Source organism: Streptomyces ortus (assembly GCF_026341275.1).
In the GTDB taxonomy this organism is placed as follows: domain Bacteria; phylum Actinomycetota; class Actinomycetes; order Streptomycetales; family Streptomycetaceae; genus Streptomyces; species Streptomyces ortus.
This window is the reverse complement of the sequence record NZ_JAIFZO010000002.1, coordinates 4,036,979-4,056,654: the sequence shown is the minus strand read 5'-3', so window position 1 is coordinate 4,056,654 and position 19,676 is coordinate 4,036,979. Positions and strand designations below refer to the sequence as shown.

Genomic DNA, 19,676 nt, shown 5'->3' with positions numbered 1-19,676 from the left:
TCCGTCGGGTCGAGCCCTCACGGAGTGCCGACCGTCTCCCTCATCCAGGCTCGCTGAAACGTGAACCTGGCCGCTTCCACTTCGTGCCGCTGGTCCGCGTGGAGCACGCCGAGCGCGTACGCCGTCGCGGGTGCGATCCGCGGGGTGCGGGCCGCCGAGGCCGCCGCGGCGGCGGCCTCCGCCGCGTCGCGGTGCCGGTCAAGGGCCTGGCCCGCGTTCAACAGGCGGACGTCCAGGAGGACTTCGTCGCCGAGGACGACCTCGCGCGCGTAGCGGTGCAGGCGCAGCAGGAGGCGTACCTGGTGCCAGGGGGCGTCCTGGGGCTGCGGGGCCGTGTCGGTGGAGAGGCCGTGGACGAGGGCCTCCGAGTTGTAGGGGTGGCCCGCGGTGACCAGGGGCAGCCCGGCGACGGCGTCGCTGAGGCGGTCCTCCGCGGCGGCGGCCAGCGGCTGGAGCCCGGCGGAAGCCGCGTGGCCCGTCCCGGCTGTCCCGGCTGTCCCGCCCGTCCCGGCTTTCGTCGCCGCGGCGGTCAGCGGGACCTCGCTGGCCAGTACGGCCACGTTGTCGGCGACGGCGTGGAAGCGGCTGGAGCCCAGGGCCTGCAGCGCGGCCGAGTGGGCGCGGGTGCGGGCGAGGGTCAGCTGGCGCTCCAGGAGGGCGCCCGCCTTGGCCGCGCCGACGGTCAGCTGGCCCTTCTCCGGCCGTACCTCGGAGGCGGCCTGCACGGGAAAGGCCGCCGAGCCGGAAAGGCGGTGCAGCGCCGCGAGCAGCCGTTCCAGACGGGCCCCGTACGCGTGTTCGCGGGCCAGGGTCCCCGAGAGCCAGGCCAGTTCGGGGCGCATGCCCTCCGACCAGGCCTCGTCGAGGAGGGGCCGGAAGGTGTGCAGGGTGCCGCTGATACGGCGGGCCGAGCGGCGCAGGGCGCGCGCCGCGTCCACGGCCTCCTTCGAGCCGTTCTCCCCCACGCTCGACTGCGCTCGCGCGGAGGGACCCCCACCCGCCGCGCCACCGGTCTCCCGGTGCTGGCGCAGCGCGCGGAGGAACTCCGTGGCCTGGGCCCGCAGGTATGCCGCGAGGGCGTCCCCGGCCACGGGTCCGGCCGTCGGGTCAAGGTGTTGCTGTGCCACGCCGGCGCCTCCGGGCGTCTATGAGCATCTCCTGGACGTTGCGCAGGGGCTGGCCCTCGGCGTCGGTCGCGTGCCGGGTCCATTCGCCGTCGGGCCCCAGGTGCCAGGAGGAAGTGGTGTCGGACATACCGGTCTCGAACAGCCGCGTGAGGGCCGACCGGTGGGCCGGGTCGGTGATCCTCACCAGGGCTTCGATACGCCGGTCGAGGTTGCGGTGCATCATGTCGGCGCTGCCTATCCACACCTCGGGCTCGCCGCCGTTGCCGAAGCCGAAGACCCGGGAGTGTTCGAGGAAGCGGCCGAGGACGGACCGTACGCGGATGTTCTCGGACAGGCCCGCGACGCCGGGGCGTACCGCGCAGATTCCGCGTACCCAGACGTCGACCGGTACGCCGGCCTGGGAGGCGCGGTAGAGCGAGTCGATGAGCGCCTCGTCCACCATCGAGTTGACCTTGATGCGGACATGGGCGGGGCGTCCGGCACGGTGGTGCTGGACCTCCTTGTTGACGCGCGCTATCAGGCCGTCGCGCAGGGACTTGGGCGCGACGAGCAGCCGGCGGTACGTCTCGCGGCGGGAGTAGCCGGAGAGCCGGTTGAAGAGGTCGGAGAGGTCCGCGCCCACCTGTGGGTCGGCGGTCAGGAGCCCCAGGTCCTCGTACAGGCGGGCGGTCTTGGGGTGGTAGTTGCCCGTGCCGACGTGGCTGTAGCGGCGCAGGGTGTCGCCCTCCTGGCGCACCACGAGCGACAGCTTGCAGTGGGTCTTGAGGCCGACGAGGCCGTAGACCACGTGGCAGCCCGACTCCTCCAGTTTGCGGGCCCACTTGATGTTGGCCTGCTCGTCGAAGCGTGCCTTGATCTCGACGAGGACGAGGACCTGCTTGCCGGACTCGGCGGCGTCGATGAGGGCGTCCACTATGGGGGAGTCGCCCGACGTGCGGTACAGCGTCTGTTTGATCGCCAGCACGTCGGGGTCCGTCGCCGCCTGCTCGAGGAACGCCTGGACGGAGGTGGAGAAGCTGTCGTACGGGTGGTGCAGCAGGACGTCGCGTTCGCGCAGGGCGGCGAAGATGTCGGGCGGGGACGCCGACTCGACCTCCGCGAGGTCGCGGTGGGTTCCCGCGATGAACTTCGGGAACTTCAGCTCGGGCCGGTCGAGGGCGCCGATGCCGAAGAGGCCGGTGAGGTCCAGGGGACCCGGCAGCGGGTACACCTCGGCCTCGGAGATCTTCAACTCCCGTACCAGCAGGTCCAGTACGTACCGGTCGATGGACTCCTCGACCTCCAGGCGCACCGGCGGGCCGAAGCGGCGCCGCATGAGTTCCTTCTCCAGGGCCTGCAGCAGGTTCTCGGCGTCGTCCTCCTCGACCTCCAGGTCCTCGTTCCTGGTGAGGCGGAACGTGTGGTGCTCCAGGACCTCCATGCCGGGGAAGAGCTCCTCCAGGTGGGCCGCGATGACGTCCTCGATGGGGACGAAGCGGTTCGGGGAGGCCTCCAGGAAGCGGGAAAGCAGCGGCGGCACCTTGACGCGGGCGAAGTGGCGGTGCCCGGAGACCGGGTTGCGCACGACGACCGCGAGGTTCAGGGAGAGACCCGAGATGTACGGGAAGGGGTGCGCCGGGTCGACCGCGAGGGGGGTCAGGACGGGGAAGATCTGGTGGCGGAAGAGGGTGAAGAGGCGGGCCTGCTCCTTCTCGGACAGCTCGCTCCAGCGGACGAGGTGGATGCCCTCCTCCGCGAGCTGCGGTGCCACGTCCTCCTGGTAGCAGGCGGCGTGCCGGGCCATCAGTTCGCGCGAGCGGGCCCAGATCATCTCCAGGACCTCGCGGGGCTGCAGGCCGGAGGCCGAGCGGGTGGCCACACCGGTGGCGATGCGCCGCTTCAGACCGGCCACCCGGACCATGAAGAACTCGTCCAGGTTGCTGGCGAAGATGGCCAGGAATTTCGCCCGTTCGAGGAGAGGTGTGTTCGGATCCTCGGCGAGTTCGAGGACTCGCTCGTTGAACGCGAGCCAACTGCGCTCCCGGTCGAGGAACCGGCCCTGCGGAAGCTGGACGCCGTCCTGGACGAGATCCTCGTACTCGTCGAGGTCGGCGTCGAGGTCGGGTTCCAGGTCGGAGACGTTCGCCGCCACGGTGTGCGGGCGGTGAGCGGCTATGGAGCCGACGGACGGCTGCGGGTGCTGCACCTGTGCCTGGGCATTGGGCTGGCTCATGAACCCATTCTTCCGTGCCGGGCCGGAAACAGGCGCGTCGGAGAGAGCGGGAGGAAGCGCCGCGACGATGTGCGTGCTTCCGTTCCTCCTCTGCGGGGAGGGCTCGCGCTCCGGCGGAGGCGAGGGCTCGGGCGGGGCGGGGTTCATTGCCCGAGGGTCGCAAGCCTGTCTGAATCACTGGTTACGGCGACATGACGTGCGGGATATCGGCGGGAGACCCCCCGACGTCCACATGGCCGCCCGGCACGCCGTCCCGCACCCCACGGCAGGGGCTGCGCCCCGAAAGGAGCGCGGGGAACGGCGCAGTCTCTGCCTTCAATCCGGCGAGCGCTCCCACCCCCAGCCCGCACAGCGCGTACGCGACCAGCGCGGGCCCGCGCGCGGCGAACACGTCGTGGAACGTCCAGTCGTCGCCCATCAGGTCCCGGTCGGCCGCCCACGCCCAGCGGAACACGAGGACGAACACCGTCCCGCCGGCCGTCAGCAGCAGCGCGGGCACCGCGAGCTTGGCGGCCGGCCAGCGGGCCGGGGAGACGGACTGGGTCCAGGCCAGCTCGGCGGTGCCGTTCTCCAGCTCGCGTCCCACCAGCGCGCCGCCGGCGACGGCAGCCGGAAGGAGCACTCCTGTAGTACAGGTCCACGCCTGCGCCGGTACCGCTTGCCCAGCCCGGCCGCTTCGAGCGCGGTCCCTTCGCCGTCCCTGTTCATCGCTCCCCCTCAGGGCACTTCTCGTCCAGTACGGAGGTGAAGAGCGCGGAGATGTCCTCGCGCTCCAGGCCTTCCTTGCGTGTCTCGTCCAGCCAGGCCGTCAGCTTCGAGCGCAGGGCGGTGTGGTCGGCGGGTGCGGAGCCCAGGGAGCGCCGCACGAACGTGCCGAGTCCGCGTCTGGCCTCGACCAGGCCCTCGCGTTCCAGCTCGCGGTAGGCCTTGAGCACGGTGTTCGGATTGATCGCGGTGGCCTCCACGACCTCGCGGGCCGTGGGGAGCCTGTCGCCGGGCTCGAGCACGCCCAGGCGCAGCGCCCGCTTCGTCTGCTGGACGATCTGGACGTACGTGGCGACACCGCTGCGCCGGTCGATGCGGTACTCGACCACGCGACCATCACCCTTGCACTAATTGAGTAGTGAAAGGGTGATGGAAGCCCGGAGGCCTGTCAAGGTGGATCGGGCGTTCACAAGGTGAATCGAGGATTCCGGAAACTTCTCGCGGTGGCGTGAACCGATCCGGGGGGCTCGTGCGATGAGGGGGTGTGAGGGAAACGAGAAGCGACGGAGAGCTGCTGCGGGCCATCGCAGCGGACGGTGACCGGCGCGCCTTCGAAGAGCTGTACCGGCGGTATGCGCCGTGGCTCGGAGCGAGGCTGCGGGGCCGCTGTTCCGACGCGGGGACGGTCGACGAGGTCGTGCAGGAGACGTTTCTCGCGGTGTGGCGCGGCAGCGCCCGCTACCGCGAGGAGGGCGACGTGGCCGGCTGGCTGTGGCGCATCGGCTCGCGCCGCCTCATCGACGCTCTGCGGGGTGACGGCGCCCGGGGCCGGATGCGGCAGGCGCTGGCGCGGCTGCGGCACCGCGAGGAGGCGTCCGCGGAGGAGCGCGTGCTCGCGGGGGTGGAGCACGGGGACCTCGCGGGCGCCCTCGTCCGGCTGTCGCCGGAGCTGCGGTCGGTCCTGCAGGCCACGGTCATAGACGGGCTGACCACCCGGGAGGCGGCCGTCCTGCTCGGCATCCCGCCGGGGACGGTCAAGACACGGGCGCTTCGGGCCCGCAAGCAGCTGCGGGAGGAGTTGGCATGAGCGACGACGACACGAGCGGGATGCGCGATCAGGACGGCAGTGGCATGACCTGGCACGTCGCGGAGGACGACCTCCGCGCGTATGTACGGGGGGAGCTGGCGGCCCCGATGCTCTGGTCGGCCGACACCCACCTCATGGCCTGCGCGCGCTGCCGGGCGGCCCTCGCCGAGGTGAGCGACCCGGTCCCGCTGGACGAGGGCTGGGAGCGGCTCGACGCCGAACTGGACGTGCCGCGACCGGGGCTCCTGGAGTCGCTGCTCGTCCGGGCCGGGGTGGCCGACCACACCGCGCGGCTGCTGGCCGCGACGCCGGTGCTGCGCCGGTCGTGGCTGGTCGCGGTCGTCGCCGTGCTGTTCCTCACGGTGCTCGCGACCAGTTTCGCCGGGGCACCCGACAGCCCGTCGCTGTTCCTCGCTCTCGCCCCGCTGCTGCCCCTCGCCGGGGTCGCGCTGTCGTACGGGCCGGTGCTCGACCCGACGTACGAGATGGCGGTGGTGTCGCCGACGCACGGGTTCCGGCTGCTGATGATCCGCACGGTGCCGGTGCTGGCCGCCGCCCTCGCTCTGAACGGTCTGGCGACGCTCGCGCTCCCCTCGTACGGACTGCGGGCCCTGGCCTGGCTGCTGCCGGCGCTCGCGCTCACCTCGACCGGGCTCGCGCTGACGCCCCGGCTCGGCCCGGTTCTCGCGCCGGGTCTGGTCGGGGGTACGTGGATCGCCCTGCTGCTGATCGCGCAGAGGACGACCGCCGAGGGGACTCCCGCGCCCTACACGGTGGCGGGGCAGAGCGCCGCCGCCGCGGTCGCCGTGCTCGCCGCCGGGTTCTTCTATCTCCGGCGCGACCGCTTCGACTCGACCTCGGCGCATACACCGTTCGGGGACTTCACGGGCTACAGGGACGGGGGTGCGGCGTGATGTCGGTCGCCTGGCGCAGGCGCTTCAAGCTGCTCGGAGCCGTACTGCTGATGATCGCCTCGGTGCTCTACAAGGTGCTCTACTTCGCCGTCCTGGTCCTCCTGGCCGTCTCCTCCGGCAAGCGGGGCTCGTCGTCCTCCTCTTCCTCCGACGGGGGCGACGGATGAGGGCCGCTTCGCCCCTCGTCCTCTGCTTCCGTCCCCTCCCGCCCCTCCTGCCATCGCCCTCATCCACGGGATCCACTGGAGTCACGCATGTCCGACCTGTCCCCGGCACCTCTTTCGGTACCGACGGTGTCCGCCGCCGGGCTGACCCTCCGCTATGGGGGAACGGCCGCCCTGGACGACGTGTCCGTGCGACTCGGTGAGGGCGTCACCGGGCTGCTCGGGCCCAACGGGGCGGGCAAGACCACCCTGTTGCGGGTCCTGGCCACGGCTGTGCCCCCGGACAAGGGAGCGTTCACGGTGCTCGGCAACGACCCGGGCACCTCGGCAGGCCGGCAGGAGGTGCGGCGCGCGCTGGGCTATCTGCCGCAGGCACCCGGTTTCCACCCGGACTTCTCGGCGTTCGAGTTCGTCGACTACGTGGCGATCCTGAAGGAGCTGACGAACCGCACCGCCCGGCACCGCGAGGTGCGCCGGGTGCTGGACGCCGTCGCGCTGTCCGACGTACGGAGCAAGCGGATCAAGAAGCTCTCCGGCGGGATGCGCCAGCGGGTCGCGCTGGCCGCCGCCCTCGTCGGCGACCCCGGTTTCCTGGTCCTGGACGAGCCGACGGTCGGCCTCGACCCCGAACAGCGCATGCGTTTCCGCGAGTTGATCGCCCGGGCGGGGGAGGGGCGGACCGTCCTGCTGTCCACTCACCAGACCGAGGACGTCGCGATGCTCTGCCACCGCGTGATCGTCATGGTCCGCGGCCGGATCCGCTTCGAGGGCACCCCCGCCGACCTGACCGCCCGGGCGGCCGGCCGGGTCTGGAGCAGCAGTGAACGCGACCCGGGCGCGTGGGCCGGCTGGCGCACGGGCACGGGTTCCTTCCGTAACGTCGGCGAGCCCCCCGAGGGCGCCGAGCTCGTCGAACCGACCCTGGAGGACGGTTACTTGCTCACCCTCGACGGGGAGTCCTCGGAGGTGACGGCCGCATGAGCACCGTCCTGGAGACACCCGCGCGGACCGCCGGGCCGACGCATCCGCCGCGTCCCTGGGCGGCGGTGTTCGCCCTCGCCCGCTTCGAGGCGCGCGAGCTGAGGATGAACATGTCCATCCTCGCCCTCGCGGCCCTCTACGCGGCCTTGATCGTCTGGCAGACCACCCAGCGCCAGGGCGACTTCCCGACCTTGCAGGACGTCGACCGCGACACGCAGGGCATGCCGATGGTCCTCGGGCTCGCCGTCATGCTGCACGTCAATCGCGCGGTCCTGCGTTCCCGCCGACGCGACACCGACCGCCACTTCGATGTCCTGGTCGTCGAGCCCTGGCGGCGTGCGGCCGCCCACGCGCTCTCCGTGGTCCCCGCGGTGCTGTTCACCGCCGTGTGCGTCGCCGTCCAGTTCACCTGGGCCGCGCTCAAGCCCGGCGCGGCGGGACACGGTTCGCCGGCCGAGCTCGCCGTCGGCCCGCTGACGGTCCTGCTGTTCGGAATGCTGGGCGTCCTCTTCGCCCGTCTGTTCCCTTCCGTGGTCGCCGGGCCGATGGTCCTCGTCCTGCTGCTCTTCGTGCAGGTCTTCGTGGCGCCCCCCTCCGGGAGCGACTGGGCGAGCTGGCTGGGCGTGGTCGTCACGGAGACCGGCTCCGACCCGTTGCCCTCCGATCTGCTGGAACGCCCCGCCGCCTGGCACGCCCTGTACCTCATAGGGCTCGCCCCGTCCGTCGCCCTTCTCGCGGTGCTCGTCAGCGGCGGCCGTTCGACGGTCGTCAAGGCGGCCGTCGCGGGAACGCTCGCCCTCGCGCTGGTGGGCGCGGCCGGTCAGTGGGACGGGACCCCGGACGGCTCGACACCGGCCCGAGAGGTGGCATCGGTCACCCCGGAGAAGGTCCGTAAGTGCATCGAGCACGGCAGGTCCTCGTACTGCGCCTTCCCCGAGTGGACGGGCCGCACCGCCGACTGGGCCGCCGTGGTCGACCGGGTGCAGAACCTCGCGGGCGGCAGGGCCGGCGGTGAGCGGCTGACCGTGGACCAGCGCATCGACGCGCGCCACGGACCGCAGGCCGACACCGTGATCCCCCCGTCCACCGAGCCCGGCCATGTGACCGTCCGCACCGACTGGGGCGGCAACCGCGTTCCCGAGTTCGCCGTCGCCGTCGCGTCGGTGCTGGTGGCGGGTGACGAGAAGGCGGGCACCGAGATCTGCGACGCCCGGGTGGTGACCATCATGTGGCTGGCACTGGGCGGCGAGTCCGACCCGCTGTCCGCGCTGCGCAACGTCCGCGTCGGCGACAGCGTCTCGGGCCCCGCGCTCGTCCTGTCACCCACCGAACCGTTCAGCATGAGCGCCGAACAGACACGCATCGTCGCGGAGTTGCTCAAGAAGCCGCGTTACGACGTCGCCGGCAAGGTGAAGGCCAAGTGGACGGAGCTCACCTCGCCCGACACGTCGTTGGCACGGGTGGCGGAACTGCTGAACGTGTCGGCCGAGGCAGCCTCGGACGGTGACGCGTGCGAGGAGTGACGGTCATGACGCGCGCTCTTCTCCCGCCCGTGTGGCGCGCCCTGCCCCGGCGGGCGCTCGCGGCAGCCGCCGCGCTGGGGCTGCTGCTGGCCGGCCTTCCGCGTCTGCGGTCAGGCCCGCCCGATCCGCTGGCCGGCCTCTACGCGCTGCGGGCCGCCGCCCTCGTCTTCGCGCTGGGCCTGGCGTTCCTGCTGGACGACCCGGCCCGGCACATCACCTCGGCGGTCCCGGCCCGGCGCCCGGTGCGGGTCGCCCTGCGCGTGGCGCTGGTCGCCCCGGGGGCCGCGCTCTGCTGGACGGCGGCGCTGCTCCTCGTACCGGAGGAGGCCCGGCCACCGGTCGGCGCGCTCACCCTGGAGGCCGCGGCCACCGCGGTACTGGCCCTCGCCGCTGCGGCCCTGGTCGTACGCCGCACCCAGGCCACGGAGCCGGGAGCGGCGATATCGGCCTGGCTGGTGGTCACGGGTGCCGCCGCGTTCCTTCTGCTGCCGCACGACTGGGTTCTCTTCGTGACCCCGGAAGACCCCCGCTGGGCAGACACCCATGACCGCTGGGCTGCGCTGCTCACGGTGGCGGCGGTGGTGGGGGCGAGGGCGTGCGTGGAGCCTCTGAGGGCAAGACTGAGGCCGCGCGCCCTCTAGGAGTGCCCCGCCCCTGTCCGGCCCGGCTCTCTGGCCGGGGCCCGCTCGGTCAGGACCCCGTCAGGACCCCCTCAGGACTCCGTCCGGTACATGAGGTCCGTCTCGTGAACCGCGAAGCCGAGCCGTTCATAGACGGCCACCGCGGCCAGGTTGTCCGCGTCGACGTACAGCATCGCGTCCGGTACCCCGGTACCCGCCAGGTGCCGGAGGCCAACCGCGGTGAGGGCCTTCCCCAGCCCGCCCCCCTGTGCGTCGGGCCGCACACCGACGACGTACACCTCGCCCAGCCCCTCGGCCTCGTGGACCTTCGTCCAGTGGAAGCCGATCAGTTCGTCGCCGCGGAAGGCGAGGAAGAACCCGGCCGGGTCGAACCACGGCTCGGCCTTGCGCTCGTCGAGGTCGCGCTGTCCGAGGGAACCCTGCTCGGGATGGTGCGCGAAGGCGGCGGCGTTCGCGGCGAGCCAGGCCGCGTCGTCCTCGCCGGGCACGAACGTACGCACCCGTACGCCGTCGGGGAACGTCGGTTCGGGCAGGTCGAGGCCGGTCAGGGGCCGCCGCATCTGACGCAGTTCGCGGAACAGCGCGAGACCGAGGACCTGGGCGAGATGGCGGGCCGCCGCATGCCCGCCGTGGGCCCACACCCGCAGCCGCTTGCCGGACTCGGCGAGCAGCGCGTTGCCCAGCGCCCGTCCGTGCCCGTGCCCCCGGTGTACCGGGTGGACGACCAGTTCGGCGGCCGGCGCCTCGATGGGGTCGGTGTCCTCCAACTGCGCGTACCCGACGAGCAGGTCCTCGGTGTGCAGCAGCAGATGGCGGATTCCGTCCCGTGCGCCGCCGCGCAGATGCAGCCGGCCCTGCTCGGAGACCGCCTGCTGTCCGTCGGTCCGGGCGGCCTCCGCGATGAGTGCCAGCACGGTGTCGGCCTGCTCGTCGCTCAGCGCGGTCAGGACGTCGATGGAGCGGGCCGTGGGATTGCCGCCCTGGCCGAGCGAGGCCGAGAGCTTGCGGGCAGCCGGTGCGGTGTCGTCGCTGGTCATGGGTACGAGAGTACGGCGTGTCCGGTTCATGGCGAAGTGGGCCGCCCGGCGGTATCCGGAGGGGCGCGCGGCCGGTCGGCGGCCGGGGCGGGACGAGGGCGTGGCCGGTACACGCCCTGTCCGTTTCATGGTGAAAAACCCCTCGTGGCAACCAGTCCGTAACCCCGAACCCCCTGTCGCGCTACGCGCGTTGACTCTAGGCTGCGCCGGGACGGGGCCCACATATCAGCCGACCCACAGGGGGGCGCATGTCAGCCATACCTCAGCCGTACCGCCCGAGACGCCGTACCACCCGCCTCATCGCGGCGGCGGCGGGTGTCGCCACCGTCGGCGCGCTGGTCGCGGCGCTCCCGGCGTCCGCGGGCGAGCAGGGCAAGTCGACGAACAAGCACGGACACCAGAGCCCGTCCCGCTACCAGGACGTCCAGCTGCTGTCCTTCAACGACCTGCACGGCAATCTGGAGCCGCCCTCCGGCTCCTCCGGCCGGGTCACCGAGAACCAGCCCGACGGCACCACCAAGACGATCGACGCGGGCGGTGTCGAATACCTGGCGACGCATCTGCGCCAGGCCCGCCAGGGCAACAAGTACTCCGTCACCGCGGCCGGCGGTGACATGGTCGGCGCCTCGCCGCTGATCTCGGGACTCTTCCACGACGAGCCCACCATCGAGGCGCTGAACAAGCTCGACCTCGATGTGACGAGCGTCGGCAACCACGAGTTCGACGAGGGCGCCAAGGAGCTGGGCCGGCTGCAGAAGGGCGGCTGCCACCCCACGGACGGCTGCTATGTGGAGGGCCGGAAGTTCAAGGGCGCCGACTTCCCGTACCTCGCGGCGAACGTCCTCGACGAGAAGACCAAGAAGCCGGTCCTCAAGCCCTACTGGGTGTGGAAGAAGAACGGCGTCAAGGTCGGCTTCATCGGCGTCACGCTGGAGAACACCCCGGGAGTCGTCTCCGCCGAGGGTGTCAAGGGCCTCAAGTTCAAGGACGAGGTCGAGACGATCAACAAGTACGCCAAGGAGCTGGAGAAGCAGGGCGTCAAGTCGGTCGTCGCGCTGATCCACGAGGGCGGGCAGCCGGCCTCCGCGTCGTACAACTACGACTGCGACTCGCCCGGTGGCGGCGACGGCATCTCCGGCCCCATCGTGGACATCGCGAAGAACGTCACGCCGAAGGTCGACGCGCTGGTCACCGGCCACACCCACGCCGCGTACGCGTGCACGATCGACGACCCGTCGGGCAAGCCCCGCACGGTCACCTCGGCGGCGTCCTTCGGACGGCTCTACACCGACACGACGCTCACGTACGACCGCCGCACCGGCGACATCGCCCGGACCGCCGTCGCCTCCGCGAACCACGTGGTGACGCGTGACGTGGCCAAGGCCCCGGACATGACCGAGCTGATCACCAAGTGGAACACCCTCGCGGCGCCGATCGGCAACAAGCCCATCGGCTACATCTCCGGTGACATCACCAACGTCGGCACCGAGTCCCCGATCGGCGACCTGATCGCCGACGCGCAGCTCGCGTACGGCAAGGAGCTGGACCCCGAGACCGACCTCGCGCTGATGAACCCGGGCGGTATCCGGGCCCCCCTGACCTACGCGGCCAAGGGCAGCGAGGGCGACGGCGTGGTGACGTACGCGGAGGGCTTCACGGTCCAGCCGTTCGCCAACACCGTCAATCTGCAGAGCTTCACCGGCGCGCAGCTCGTGCAGGTGCTGAAGGAGCAGGTCAGCGGTTCGAACGCGGCTTCGCCGAAGGTGCTGCAGGTGTCGTCGGGCCTCACCTACACGCTCGACCTCACCAAGAGCGGTGCCGACCGGGTCGTCGCCGACTCGGTCAAGCTGAACGGTGCCGCGATCGACCCGGCCGCCACCTACCGCGTCGCGATGAACAGCTTCCTGGCGGGCGGCGGCGACGGCTTCACCACGCTGGGTCTCGGCACCGACGACCTGGTGGGCGACGACGACCTCGCCGCGCTGGAGAAGTACCTGCTGGCCAACTCCTCCGCGACGAACCCGATCGCGCCGCCCGCGGCGAACCGCATCACCGTCGTCCAGTAAGAGCCTGTGTATGACACAGGCTCTGAAGCCGGGGTAAGCCACGTAATAAAGCCTGTGTGAACAGGGAACTGGTTCCCGAATGCGTCTGAGAACCGTCTCAGTCGCAATTCATCGAGGTCTCAGCGGAATTGGCGATTTCCGTCTCCGTGTGCCCGTAGTGTTTTCCGTGTCGAAGCCGAACAGGGCTTACGGCAAAGGAAACACCCGCACAGGAAAGAGACATCGCATGAGCTTCCACAAGGTCACCCCGGTCCGCAAGTCCCGCAAGTCCGCTCCGGCGGCCAAGAAGCAGGCCGCGAAGCCCGCGCCGAAGCATGCGGCCAAGCAGCAGCGCCGCCGCCCGGTCGGCAACAAGTAGGAGACGCCACGAGGCGGGGTCCCCGGATTCGATCCGGGGACCCCGCCTCGGCCATTTCCCGGACCCGGGAAGTGGATGACCACCCCGGCGGAGAACCGGCAGGACGCGGGCAGGGAAAGGGAATGGAACGCCATGCGAGAAGTACGGGAGGCATTCGCGCGTTTCTGGCCGCTGACGCGCGGCGACCGCGGCCGACTGGTGCTGATCATCGGCTCCGTGATCGGGGCCGCGCTGGCGGAGACGGCCTCGATCCTGTTCTTCGCGGAACTCACCGACCACGCGCTCACGGCCGGTTCGCTCAGCGCCTTCTGGACTCCGGCCGGTGCCTGGCTGGCGGTGGCCGTGCTCGGCGCGGCCGTCGGCTATCTCGGCAACTCCCTCGCGATCCGCACGGCCGAGAGATTCGTACTGCGGCTGCGCGCGGGCGTCTTCCGCCATGTCCAGGACCTGCCCCCGCACTTCTTCCAGCGGTACCGCCGCGGCGACCTGGTGGAACGGCTCACGGGTGACGTCGAGGCCATCGAGCAGCTGGTGGTCTCGGGCGCGGTCGGCGCGGTCTCCGCCGCGTTCTCGGCACTCTTCTACTCCGCCGCCGCGCTCTGGCTCCGCTGGGACCTCGCCCTGGTCACCTTTCTCCTCGCCCCCCTCTTCCTCGTCGCGGCCCGCCGCTTCGCCGGCCGCGTCCAGAAGGCGGCCAGGGACGAGCGGACCGCCGACGGCGCGATCACCTCGGTCGTCGAGGAGTCCCTCGGCAACATCGTGCTCACCCAGGCGTACAACCGGCGCGGCGCGGAGGAGAAGCGGCTCGACCGCGAGGCGCGCGCCTGGCTGCGCGCCAGTGTGCGCGGGGCCCGCGCGAGCGAGCTGTACGAGCAGTTCGTCGAGGTCGTCGAGACGCTCTGCGTCCTCACCGTGATCGGGCTCGGCGCCTGGGAGATCGCCCAGGGCCGGATGTCCCTGGGCCAGCTGCTCGCCTTCGCCGCCTTCCTCGGTTACCTCTACCCGCCGATCCGCGACCTCGGCCAACTCGGCCTGACCCTGACCGCCGCGACCGCCGGAGCCCGGCGGCTCCAGGAGATCCTGGACACCGAACCGGCCGTCATCGACCCCGCCACCCCGGCCGACGAATGGCCCGTACAGGGCCGGATCTCCTTCCACCACACCTCCTTCCGCTACCCGGGCGCGGCACACGACAGCCTGCACGACGTGACGTTCACCGCGCGGCCCGGCGAGTTCGTGCTGATCGCCGGCGCGAGCGGGGCCGGAAAATCGACCCTGACCAAACTCCTGACCCGTTTCTACGACCCCTCGGCGGGCGCGATCCGCCTCGACGGCGTCCCGCTCACGGACGTCACCCTCGCGTTCCTGCGCGAGAACGTGGCCCTGCTGCCGCAGGAGACCCTCGTCCTGCACGGCACGATCCGCGAGAACATCGCGTGCGGGCGGCCGGGCGCCACGCACGAGGAGATCGAACGGGCCGCACGCGACGCGGACGCCCACGCGTTCATCCGCCGCCTGCCCGACGGATACGAGACGCCGATCACGCCCGGCACGGCCGTGCTGTCCGGCGGGCAGCTCCAACGGGTGGCCATCGCCCGCGCGATGCTCCGGGCCGCCCCCGTCCTCGTACTCGACGAACCGACCGCCGGCCTCGACGCGCTCGCCGCGCGCCGGGTCGTACAGCCGCTGCGGCGCCTGGTGTCCGGCCGTACGACCGTGCTGATCACCCATGACCTGACGCTCGCCCCGGACGCCGACCGGATCCTCGTCGTGGACGGCGGACGGCTGGTGGAGCAGGGCACGCACGAGGAACTGCTCGCGCGCGGAGGGACGTACGCGGCTCTCGCGCGCCCGCTCCCGACGGAGACGACCCTGCCGCTGCTGCGGTCGAGCCCGTAGATCCGGCTGTCCGGGTCAGGAGGCGGCCGGGGCCGGTGGGACGCCGACGGCCGCCGCTGTCCCGCGCCTACGAGCTCGTAACACGATCTTGTTGAAGTGCCCTGGCCGGGCGTGACCGTTGGGTGATCCGGCCGTTCGGGAAGGTGTGAGTACTCGACCGTGGATCGTGGACGACGACTTGTGGGCCCTGATCGAACCGCTGCTGCCGCCCTGGCCGGAGCGGTCACCCGGGCCTCGGCCGGTGGCGGATCGGCTGTGTCTGCAGGGCATCCTGTACGTGCTCCACAACGACATAGCCTGGCAACTGCTGCCCCTGGAGCTGGGGTTCGGCTCCGGGCAGACCTGCTGGCGCAGGCTTGAGCGGTGGCAGCAGGCCGGTGTCTTCGACCAGTTGCACCGGATCCTGCTCGCGGAACTCAACGCGGCCGGCGAACTCGACTGGTCCAGGGCGTGCGTGGACGGCTCTCACATCCGCGCGAAAAAGGGGGAGCCGACACCGGTCCGTCACCGGTCGACCGGCGGAAGACAGGCAGCAAACACCATCTGATCTGCGACGGACGCGGCACCCCTCTCAAGGTCATCACCACCGCGGCCAACGTCAACGACGTCACCCAGACCCTCGCTCTCGTCGACGGCGTCCCGCATGTCGCCGGCCGTCCCGGCCGGCCACGCCGCCGCCCCGACTCGCTGCTCGGGGACAAGGGCTACGACTCCAACCCCAACCGCGACGAGCTGCGCAGGCGCCGGATCCTGCCGGTCATCTCCCGCAAGGGCGCCCCGAACATCAAGGGCCTGGGCAAACTCCGCTACGTCGTCGAGCAAACGTTCGCCCTGCTCCACCAGTTCAGGCGGCTCGCCGTGCGATGGGAACGCCGCACAGAACTCCACGACGCGTTCATCTCCCTCGCCTGCAGCCTCATCTGCTGGAGACGGCTCAAGAAGCGCCGATCATGATCGTGTTACGAGCTCTACGGGTGGGGACAACCGGAATATCGCGGTCCATTGGATATATGCGTTTCCTTTCGGTGCGCTTTTTTATTTCGACGGCCAACGCTGGATTCGGGGTGCGCGGGGTGGAAGAGTGAGGGGGATGTTTCGGCTTCGCCCTCTTCGGTGCGCGTGGCTGCTAGGGCCTTGTGATTCACCAGGGGAACCGTGATTGAGACGCTGGATTTCGACAGTGAAGATCTGGAATTCGACTACGACATGCGGCACGACGCGCAGGTCCTGAGCCGGATCTGCCTGGGCAATGTACGGACGGGCAGTATTGTCCGGCAGTTCTCTCCCGACGGCGATGAAGACTGTTTCGGCCCCGGGGGCGTTTTTCTTTACGCCCCGCAGAAGCACGCGTACGCGCACACCGGCCTCGGCCTCGCCGACATCGCCGCGGCGTCCGGCCGGCTTGCCCACGAGGCCCTGCTGCGGCACGGCACTTGAAGCGTTCTAGGTCCGTGCCGTGGTGCCCCGTGCAGTGCCGTGCCGTCCCGTCCCGTCCCGTCCCGTCCCGTCCCGTGCCGTGCAGTGCCGTGCCGTCCCGTCCCGTGCCGTCCCGTCCCGTGCCGTCCCGTGCCGTGCCGTGCCGTGCCGTCCCGTCCCGTGCCGTGCCGTGCCGTGCCGTGCCGTCCCGTGCCGTGTCGTGCCGTGCCGGTCCGGCACACCGGAAGAGACGGAGCCCGCGCGGGAGCCCACCGGACCGGCCGCCGCCGCCCGGCTCCGCGTTTTCCGCACGCCCGATGCCGACCGCTGCGTTCCCCGCATGTCGCGGCGACCCGGCCCGGGAGTTGGCTGGACGTGACGCGGCCGGCAGTGACGGCAGTGCCCACAGCGTCGGCGGTGCCCACGGCGGCGCGGCGACGCTCCCCGATCGGTTCGAAAACTGGAGGGTTCTCGATGCACACCACGGAACGTGAGGTGCGGGTCGCCGAGGCCGTCCTCGATATGGCCGCTCGTACGGAACAGAGCGACGTGCTGGGTCTCCTGCACGACCTCACCACGCACCTGGTCACCCTCTGCGGGCTGCGCGGCGCCGGCACGACCATCCTCGACGAGGCGGGACGGGTGGACTACCTCACCGCCTCCGACGAGATGTGCAGGAGCCTGGAGGAGGAGCAGCGCGACCTCGACGAGGGCCCCTGCGTCGACAGCACCCGTGCCGGTGCCGCACTCGCGCCGGTCATGCTCGGTCCCGGCAGCGTCGGTGCCCTGCGCTGGCCCCGGTTCGCCCCCCGGGCGCTGCGCGAGGGCATCACCTGGGTCGCCTCCGTACCGCTGCGCGCCGGGACGAACACCCTCGGCGCCGTCAACCTGATGGGCGCCGACTCCGGCGCGCTGGACGCGCGGGACATGCGGCTGGCGCAGATCCTGGCCGACGCCGCCGGGGCCTGGCTGGTTCAACGGCAGTTGCAGCGCACCAAGGACGAGCTCATCGAACAGCTGCAGACGGCCCTGAACACCCGCATCGTGATCGAACAGGCCAAGGGCGTGCTCGCGGCGAAGCTGGGGGTCGACGTGCACGAGGCCTTCAACCGGCTGCGCGGCTACGCCCGCTCCCAGCGGGAGAAACTCGGCGACGTCGCCACCCGGGTCGCGAACGGCTCCATCCCGCCGGAACTGCAAGCCCGTGCCGAGCGGTGACGAGGACCACGCGGAGGACCACGCAAGGGACGGTACGCCGTGCCCCGCTGACGGACCGACCTCGCTCCTGTCCTGCGCGGCCCGCGCCGCCCGGACCGGGCTCGGGTTACGGGGCCTGCCCGCGGGCCTGGCCCGGCTGCTCGGCCTGGACTTCCTCGCGCTGAGCGCGGTCACCCACAGCGGGTTACCGGAACTCGTATGGGACGAACCGTCCGGAGGGCTGGGTGCCGAGCTGGAGGAACTGCAGTTCGCCCTCGGCGACGGCCCCACCCTGGAGGCCGCCCCCCGGAGCCGTCCGCTGGCCGAGCCCGACCTGGCCGCCACCGATCCCGCGCGCTGGCCCGCCTTCCTGCCCGAGGCCGTGAACACCGCCGTCCGTGCCGTCGTCGCCGTACCCCTCCTGCTCGGTGTCGCCACGGTCGGCGTACTGACGGGGTACCGCACCGCCCCCGGCGCCCTGACCGACACGCAGTGGCGGGACCTGCGGCGCCTGTCCCGGACCCTGGTCGCCCTGCTGCTGGACACGGCGGACGCCGCCCCGGCCGACGAGACGGGACCGCGGTCCGACCTGGTGCTGCGGCGCGCCGAGATCCACCAGGCCACCGGATATCTCTCGGACCGGCTCGGCATACCCCCGGCCCAGGCCCTCCTCAGACTCCGCTCCTACGCCCTCGGCCACACCATCCCGCTCACCACCCTCGCCCGCGCCCTGCTCACGGGCCGGCTGCCCCCCGAGTCCCTCGACGAGTGACACCCCGCGCGGCGGGGACGCGCGCGCCTCGACTGGCCGCGACGCGCAGCACCTCTCCCAGAGACTCCACCGCGCGCGTGAGCGCGAAGCGCACGGCGGGTTCGCCCGCCTTGTCGTCGGCGAGAACGGCCCTGGCACCGGCGAGGACCTGTTCGCCCGAGTCCAGCTGGTCCGCCTCCAGATCGTCGGCGAGCCGGGACAGCCTGCTGTCCGCGCTGTCGGTACTCAGGTAGCAGGGCCTGCCGTCCGGTGTCGTCCACGGCAGCAGCCGCAACGGCCCGTTCACGCGTGCGCCGCGACGAGCCGGCAGCGGCACCCGCGCCGCACGGGCGCCGCCCGGTGCCGTCCCCGGGCGGGCAGCAGGACGCGCAACAGCGCCGCGCAGAGTTTCGTACCGGGTCCACTCATGGCTGAACTCCTCGTGACAGAGGGGGCTGTGACGAGCGGCGATCACCGTTCGTGTCCACATCGTCACGGCACGCCCGTACGCTGCGGAAGGGGGCGCCCGTTGCCTGGGCGCCCGGACAACGGCGAGGGGTGACGTGGACGAACGCGTTGACGCGGAGGGGGAGTCGGGGCTCGCGGGCCTGGGCCGGACCCTTCGGCACCTGCGTCAGAAGGCGGGTAAGTCATTGGGGCAACTGGCCCAGGAGACGGCGTACGACAAGAGCTACCTGAGCCGCCTGGAAGCGGGCAAACGGCTGTCCAAGGTGACCGTCATGGAGGACCTGGACCGCTATTACGACTCCGGTGACCTGCTGGTTCGCCTCTGGCGGGACGCGCGCAAGGACGTCATCAAGGACAAGTACAAGGCGTTCATGGAGCTGGAGGCGACGGCGAGCGTGATGTGGAAGTTCCAGCTCGCGGTGCCCGGCCTGTTGCAGACCGAGGGCTATGCCCGGGCGGTGTTGTCAGGGTTGTCCGGCGCCCAGACAACGGCTGGCAACGGCGAGGACATTGAGGAGCAGGTCGCCGCGCGCATGGGACGGCAGGAATTGCTGTACCGCGATCCGGCGCCGTGTGTCCGGGTCATTTTGGACGAGGGAGCGCTGCGACGACCCGTTTCCGGGGTGCGGGTGTGGGCGGACCAGCTGTCCCGCTTGGTCGAGGTGGGAGAGCTGCCGTCAGTCGCGCTTCAGGTGCTGCCTTTCACGGCAGGCGTGCACGACCTCATGGACAGCCACCTGACGCTGATGTGGCAGAGGGTCGGGGAGCCTGTTGCCTACGTGGAAGGCAACAGGATCGGTGAACTGATCGACGATCCGGACAAAGTCCTTGCCTTCCGCTTGTCCTACGATCTGGTCAGGGACGCGGCGCTGACTCCGGTGGAGTCGACGGCGTTCATCAAGCGCCTGCTGGAGGAGTGCAGATGATGAACCCAACCCCCGACTTGAACGGCGCTGTCTGGCGCAAGTCGTCGTACAGCGACGGGGGAGACACGAACTGCGTCGAGGTGGCCGACGGCTACCCCGGCCTCGTACCCGTCCGGGACAGCAAGGCCCCGCAAGGCCCGGTGCTGCTGTTCGGCGTGGAATCGTGGGGCCTGTTCGTGCGGGAGGTCGGCGCTTGAGGTGTTC

The 19,676-nt window shown here is 71.3% G+C and carries 22 protein-coding genes; 15 read left to right on the top strand and 7 right to left on the bottom strand.

Translation table 11 applies throughout. The annotated features are described in order from the left end of the window. Nucleotides 1-17: 17 nt before the first annotated feature. The 4 genes from K3769_RS21175 to K3769_RS21160 form a co-directional block, all read right to left on the bottom strand. On the bottom strand, nt 18-1,127 hold the full coding sequence (locus tag K3769_RS21175) for a CHAD domain-containing protein (protein WP_267027968.1): 1,110 nt from the start codon (nt 1,125-1,127) through the stop codon (nt 18-20). Continuing rightward, a complete protein-coding gene (locus K3769_RS21170; protein WP_372515002.1) occupies nt 1,108-3,486 on the bottom strand; it encodes an RNA degradosome polyphosphate kinase in 2,379 nt (792 codons plus the stop codon). Before K3769_RS21170 ends, K3769_RS21175 begins: the two co-directional genes overlap by 20 nt. A gap of 34 nt (nt 3,487-3,520) precedes the next feature. After that, nucleotides 3,521-3,961, bottom strand: a complete 441-nt coding sequence (locus K3769_RS21165; protein WP_308216378.1) for an ABC-2 membrane transporter-related protein — start codon at nt 3,959-3,961, stop codon at nt 3,521-3,523. 82 nt (nt 3,962-4,043) lie between these two features. Beyond that, nucleotides 4,044-4,433, bottom strand: a complete 390-nt coding sequence (locus K3769_RS21160; protein WP_267027966.1) for a GntR family transcriptional regulator — start codon at nt 4,431-4,433, stop codon at nt 4,044-4,046. A 155-nt stretch (nt 4,434-4,588) separates the two neighbouring features. On the opposite strand from K3769_RS21160, the gene K3769_RS21155 reads away from it, so the two are divergent. From K3769_RS21155 to K3769_RS21130, 6 genes are all read left to right on the top strand, one after another. Then, nucleotides 4,589-5,131: an RNA polymerase sigma factor gene (locus K3769_RS21155; RefSeq protein WP_267027965.1), complete on the top strand. Its 543-nt coding sequence runs from the start codon at nt 4,589-4,591 to the stop codon at nt 5,129-5,131. 44 nt (nt 5,132-5,175) lie between these two features. Next, a complete protein-coding gene (locus K3769_RS21150) occupies nt 5,176-6,045 on the top strand; it encodes a zf-HC2 domain-containing protein (protein ID WP_267031479.1) in 870 nt (289 codons plus the stop codon). Next, a complete protein-coding gene (locus K3769_RS21145; protein ID WP_267027964.1) occupies nt 6,045-6,212 on the top strand; it encodes a hypothetical protein in 168 nt (55 codons plus the stop codon). Before K3769_RS21150 ends, K3769_RS21145 begins: the two co-directional genes overlap by 1 nt. Before the next feature lie 87 nt (nt 6,213-6,299). After that, complete coding sequence (locus K3769_RS21140) at nt 6,300-7,190, top strand: ABC transporter ATP-binding protein (RefSeq protein ID WP_267027963.1); 891 nt, start codon at nt 6,300-6,302, stop codon at nt 7,188-7,190. Beyond that, on the top strand, nt 7,187-8,713 hold the full coding sequence (locus tag K3769_RS21135) for an ABC transporter permease (RefSeq protein ID WP_267027962.1): 1,527 nt from the start codon (nt 7,187-7,189) through the stop codon (nt 8,711-8,713). Before K3769_RS21140 ends, K3769_RS21135 begins: the two co-directional genes overlap by 4 nt. A gap of 5 nt (nt 8,714-8,718) precedes the next feature. Next, nucleotides 8,719-9,354, top strand: coding sequence for an ABC transporter (locus K3769_RS21130; protein ID WP_267027961.1), 636 nt, complete (start codon nt 8,719-8,721; stop codon nt 9,352-9,354). A gap of 71 nt (nt 9,355-9,425) precedes the next feature. Here K3769_RS21130 and mshD read toward each other — a convergent pair whose 3' ends face one another. Further along, nucleotides 9,426-10,391 (bottom strand): mycothiol synthase, encoded by a 966-nt coding sequence (gene mshD / locus K3769_RS21125; RefSeq protein WP_267027960.1) that lies wholly within the window; start codon nt 10,389-10,391, stop codon nt 9,426-9,428. 248 nt (nt 10,392-10,639) lie between these two features. On the opposite strand from mshD, the gene K3769_RS21120 reads away from it, so the two are divergent. From K3769_RS21120 to K3769_RS21090, 7 genes are all read left to right on the top strand, one after another. Continuing rightward, nucleotides 10,640-12,457: a bifunctional metallophosphatase/5'-nucleotidase gene (locus K3769_RS21120; RefSeq protein ID WP_267027959.1), complete on the top strand. Its 1,818-nt coding sequence runs from the start codon at nt 10,640-10,642 to the stop codon at nt 12,455-12,457. Between the two features lie 226 nt (nt 12,458-12,683). Next, nucleotides 12,684-12,815, top strand: coding sequence for a hypothetical protein (locus tag K3769_RS21115; protein ID WP_267027958.1), 132 nt, complete (start codon nt 12,684-12,686; stop codon nt 12,813-12,815). Between the two features lie 132 nt (nt 12,816-12,947). Then, nucleotides 12,948-14,714, top strand: a complete 1,767-nt coding sequence (locus K3769_RS21110; RefSeq protein WP_267031478.1) for an ABC transporter ATP-binding protein — start codon at nt 12,948-12,950, stop codon at nt 14,712-14,714. A 145-nt stretch (nt 14,715-14,859) separates the two neighbouring features. Beyond that, a protein-coding gene (locus tag K3769_RS21105) for an IS5 family transposase (protein ID WP_372515001.1) occupies nt 14,860-15,668 on the top strand; the annotation gives its coding sequence in 2 pieces (ribosomal slippage) (nt 14,860-15,192 and nt 15,195-15,668; 807 coding nt in all). A 201-nt stretch (nt 15,669-15,869) separates the two neighbouring features. After that, nucleotides 15,870-16,151 carry a hypothetical protein gene (locus K3769_RS21100; protein WP_267027956.1) on the top strand — a complete coding sequence of 94 codons (282 nt, stop codon included), beginning with the start codon at nt 15,870-15,872 and terminating at the stop codon, nt 16,149-16,151. Between the two features lie 453 nt (nt 16,152-16,604). Further along, the gene (locus tag K3769_RS21095; protein WP_267027955.1) at nt 16,605-17,348 is read left to right on the top strand and encodes a GAF and ANTAR domain-containing protein; all 744 of its coding nucleotides are present in this window, start codon (nt 16,605-16,607) and stop codon (nt 17,346-17,348) included. Then, nucleotides 17,335-18,099, top strand: coding sequence for a GAF and ANTAR domain-containing protein (locus tag K3769_RS21090; protein WP_267027954.1), 765 nt, complete (start codon nt 17,335-17,337; stop codon nt 18,097-18,099). The genes K3769_RS21095 and K3769_RS21090 overlap by 14 nt, the downstream gene beginning before the upstream one ends. On the opposite strand, the gene K3769_RS21085 is transcribed toward K3769_RS21090, so the two are convergent. Further along, nucleotides 18,062-18,385 (bottom strand): hypothetical protein, encoded by a 324-nt coding sequence (locus K3769_RS21085; protein ID WP_267027953.1) that lies wholly within the window; start codon nt 18,383-18,385, stop codon nt 18,062-18,064. The genes K3769_RS21090 and K3769_RS21085 overlap by 38 nt on opposite strands. Further along, on the bottom strand, nt 18,382-18,507 hold the full coding sequence (locus K3769_RS21080) for a hypothetical protein (protein ID WP_267027952.1): 126 nt from the start codon (nt 18,505-18,507) through the stop codon (nt 18,382-18,384). The genes K3769_RS21085 and K3769_RS21080 overlap by 4 nt, the downstream gene beginning before the upstream one ends. A gap of 134 nt (nt 18,508-18,641) precedes the next feature. Between K3769_RS21080 and K3769_RS21075 the strand changes: the two genes are divergently transcribed. Further along, a complete protein-coding gene (locus K3769_RS21075) occupies nt 18,642-19,472 on the top strand; it encodes a helix-turn-helix domain-containing protein (protein WP_267027951.1) in 831 nt (276 codons plus the stop codon). After that, nucleotides 19,472-19,669, top strand: a complete 198-nt coding sequence (locus K3769_RS21070; protein WP_267031477.1) for a DUF397 domain-containing protein — start codon at nt 19,472-19,474, stop codon at nt 19,667-19,669. The genes K3769_RS21075 and K3769_RS21070 overlap by 1 nt, the downstream gene beginning before the upstream one ends. Nucleotides 19,670-19,676 lie beyond the last annotated feature (7 nt).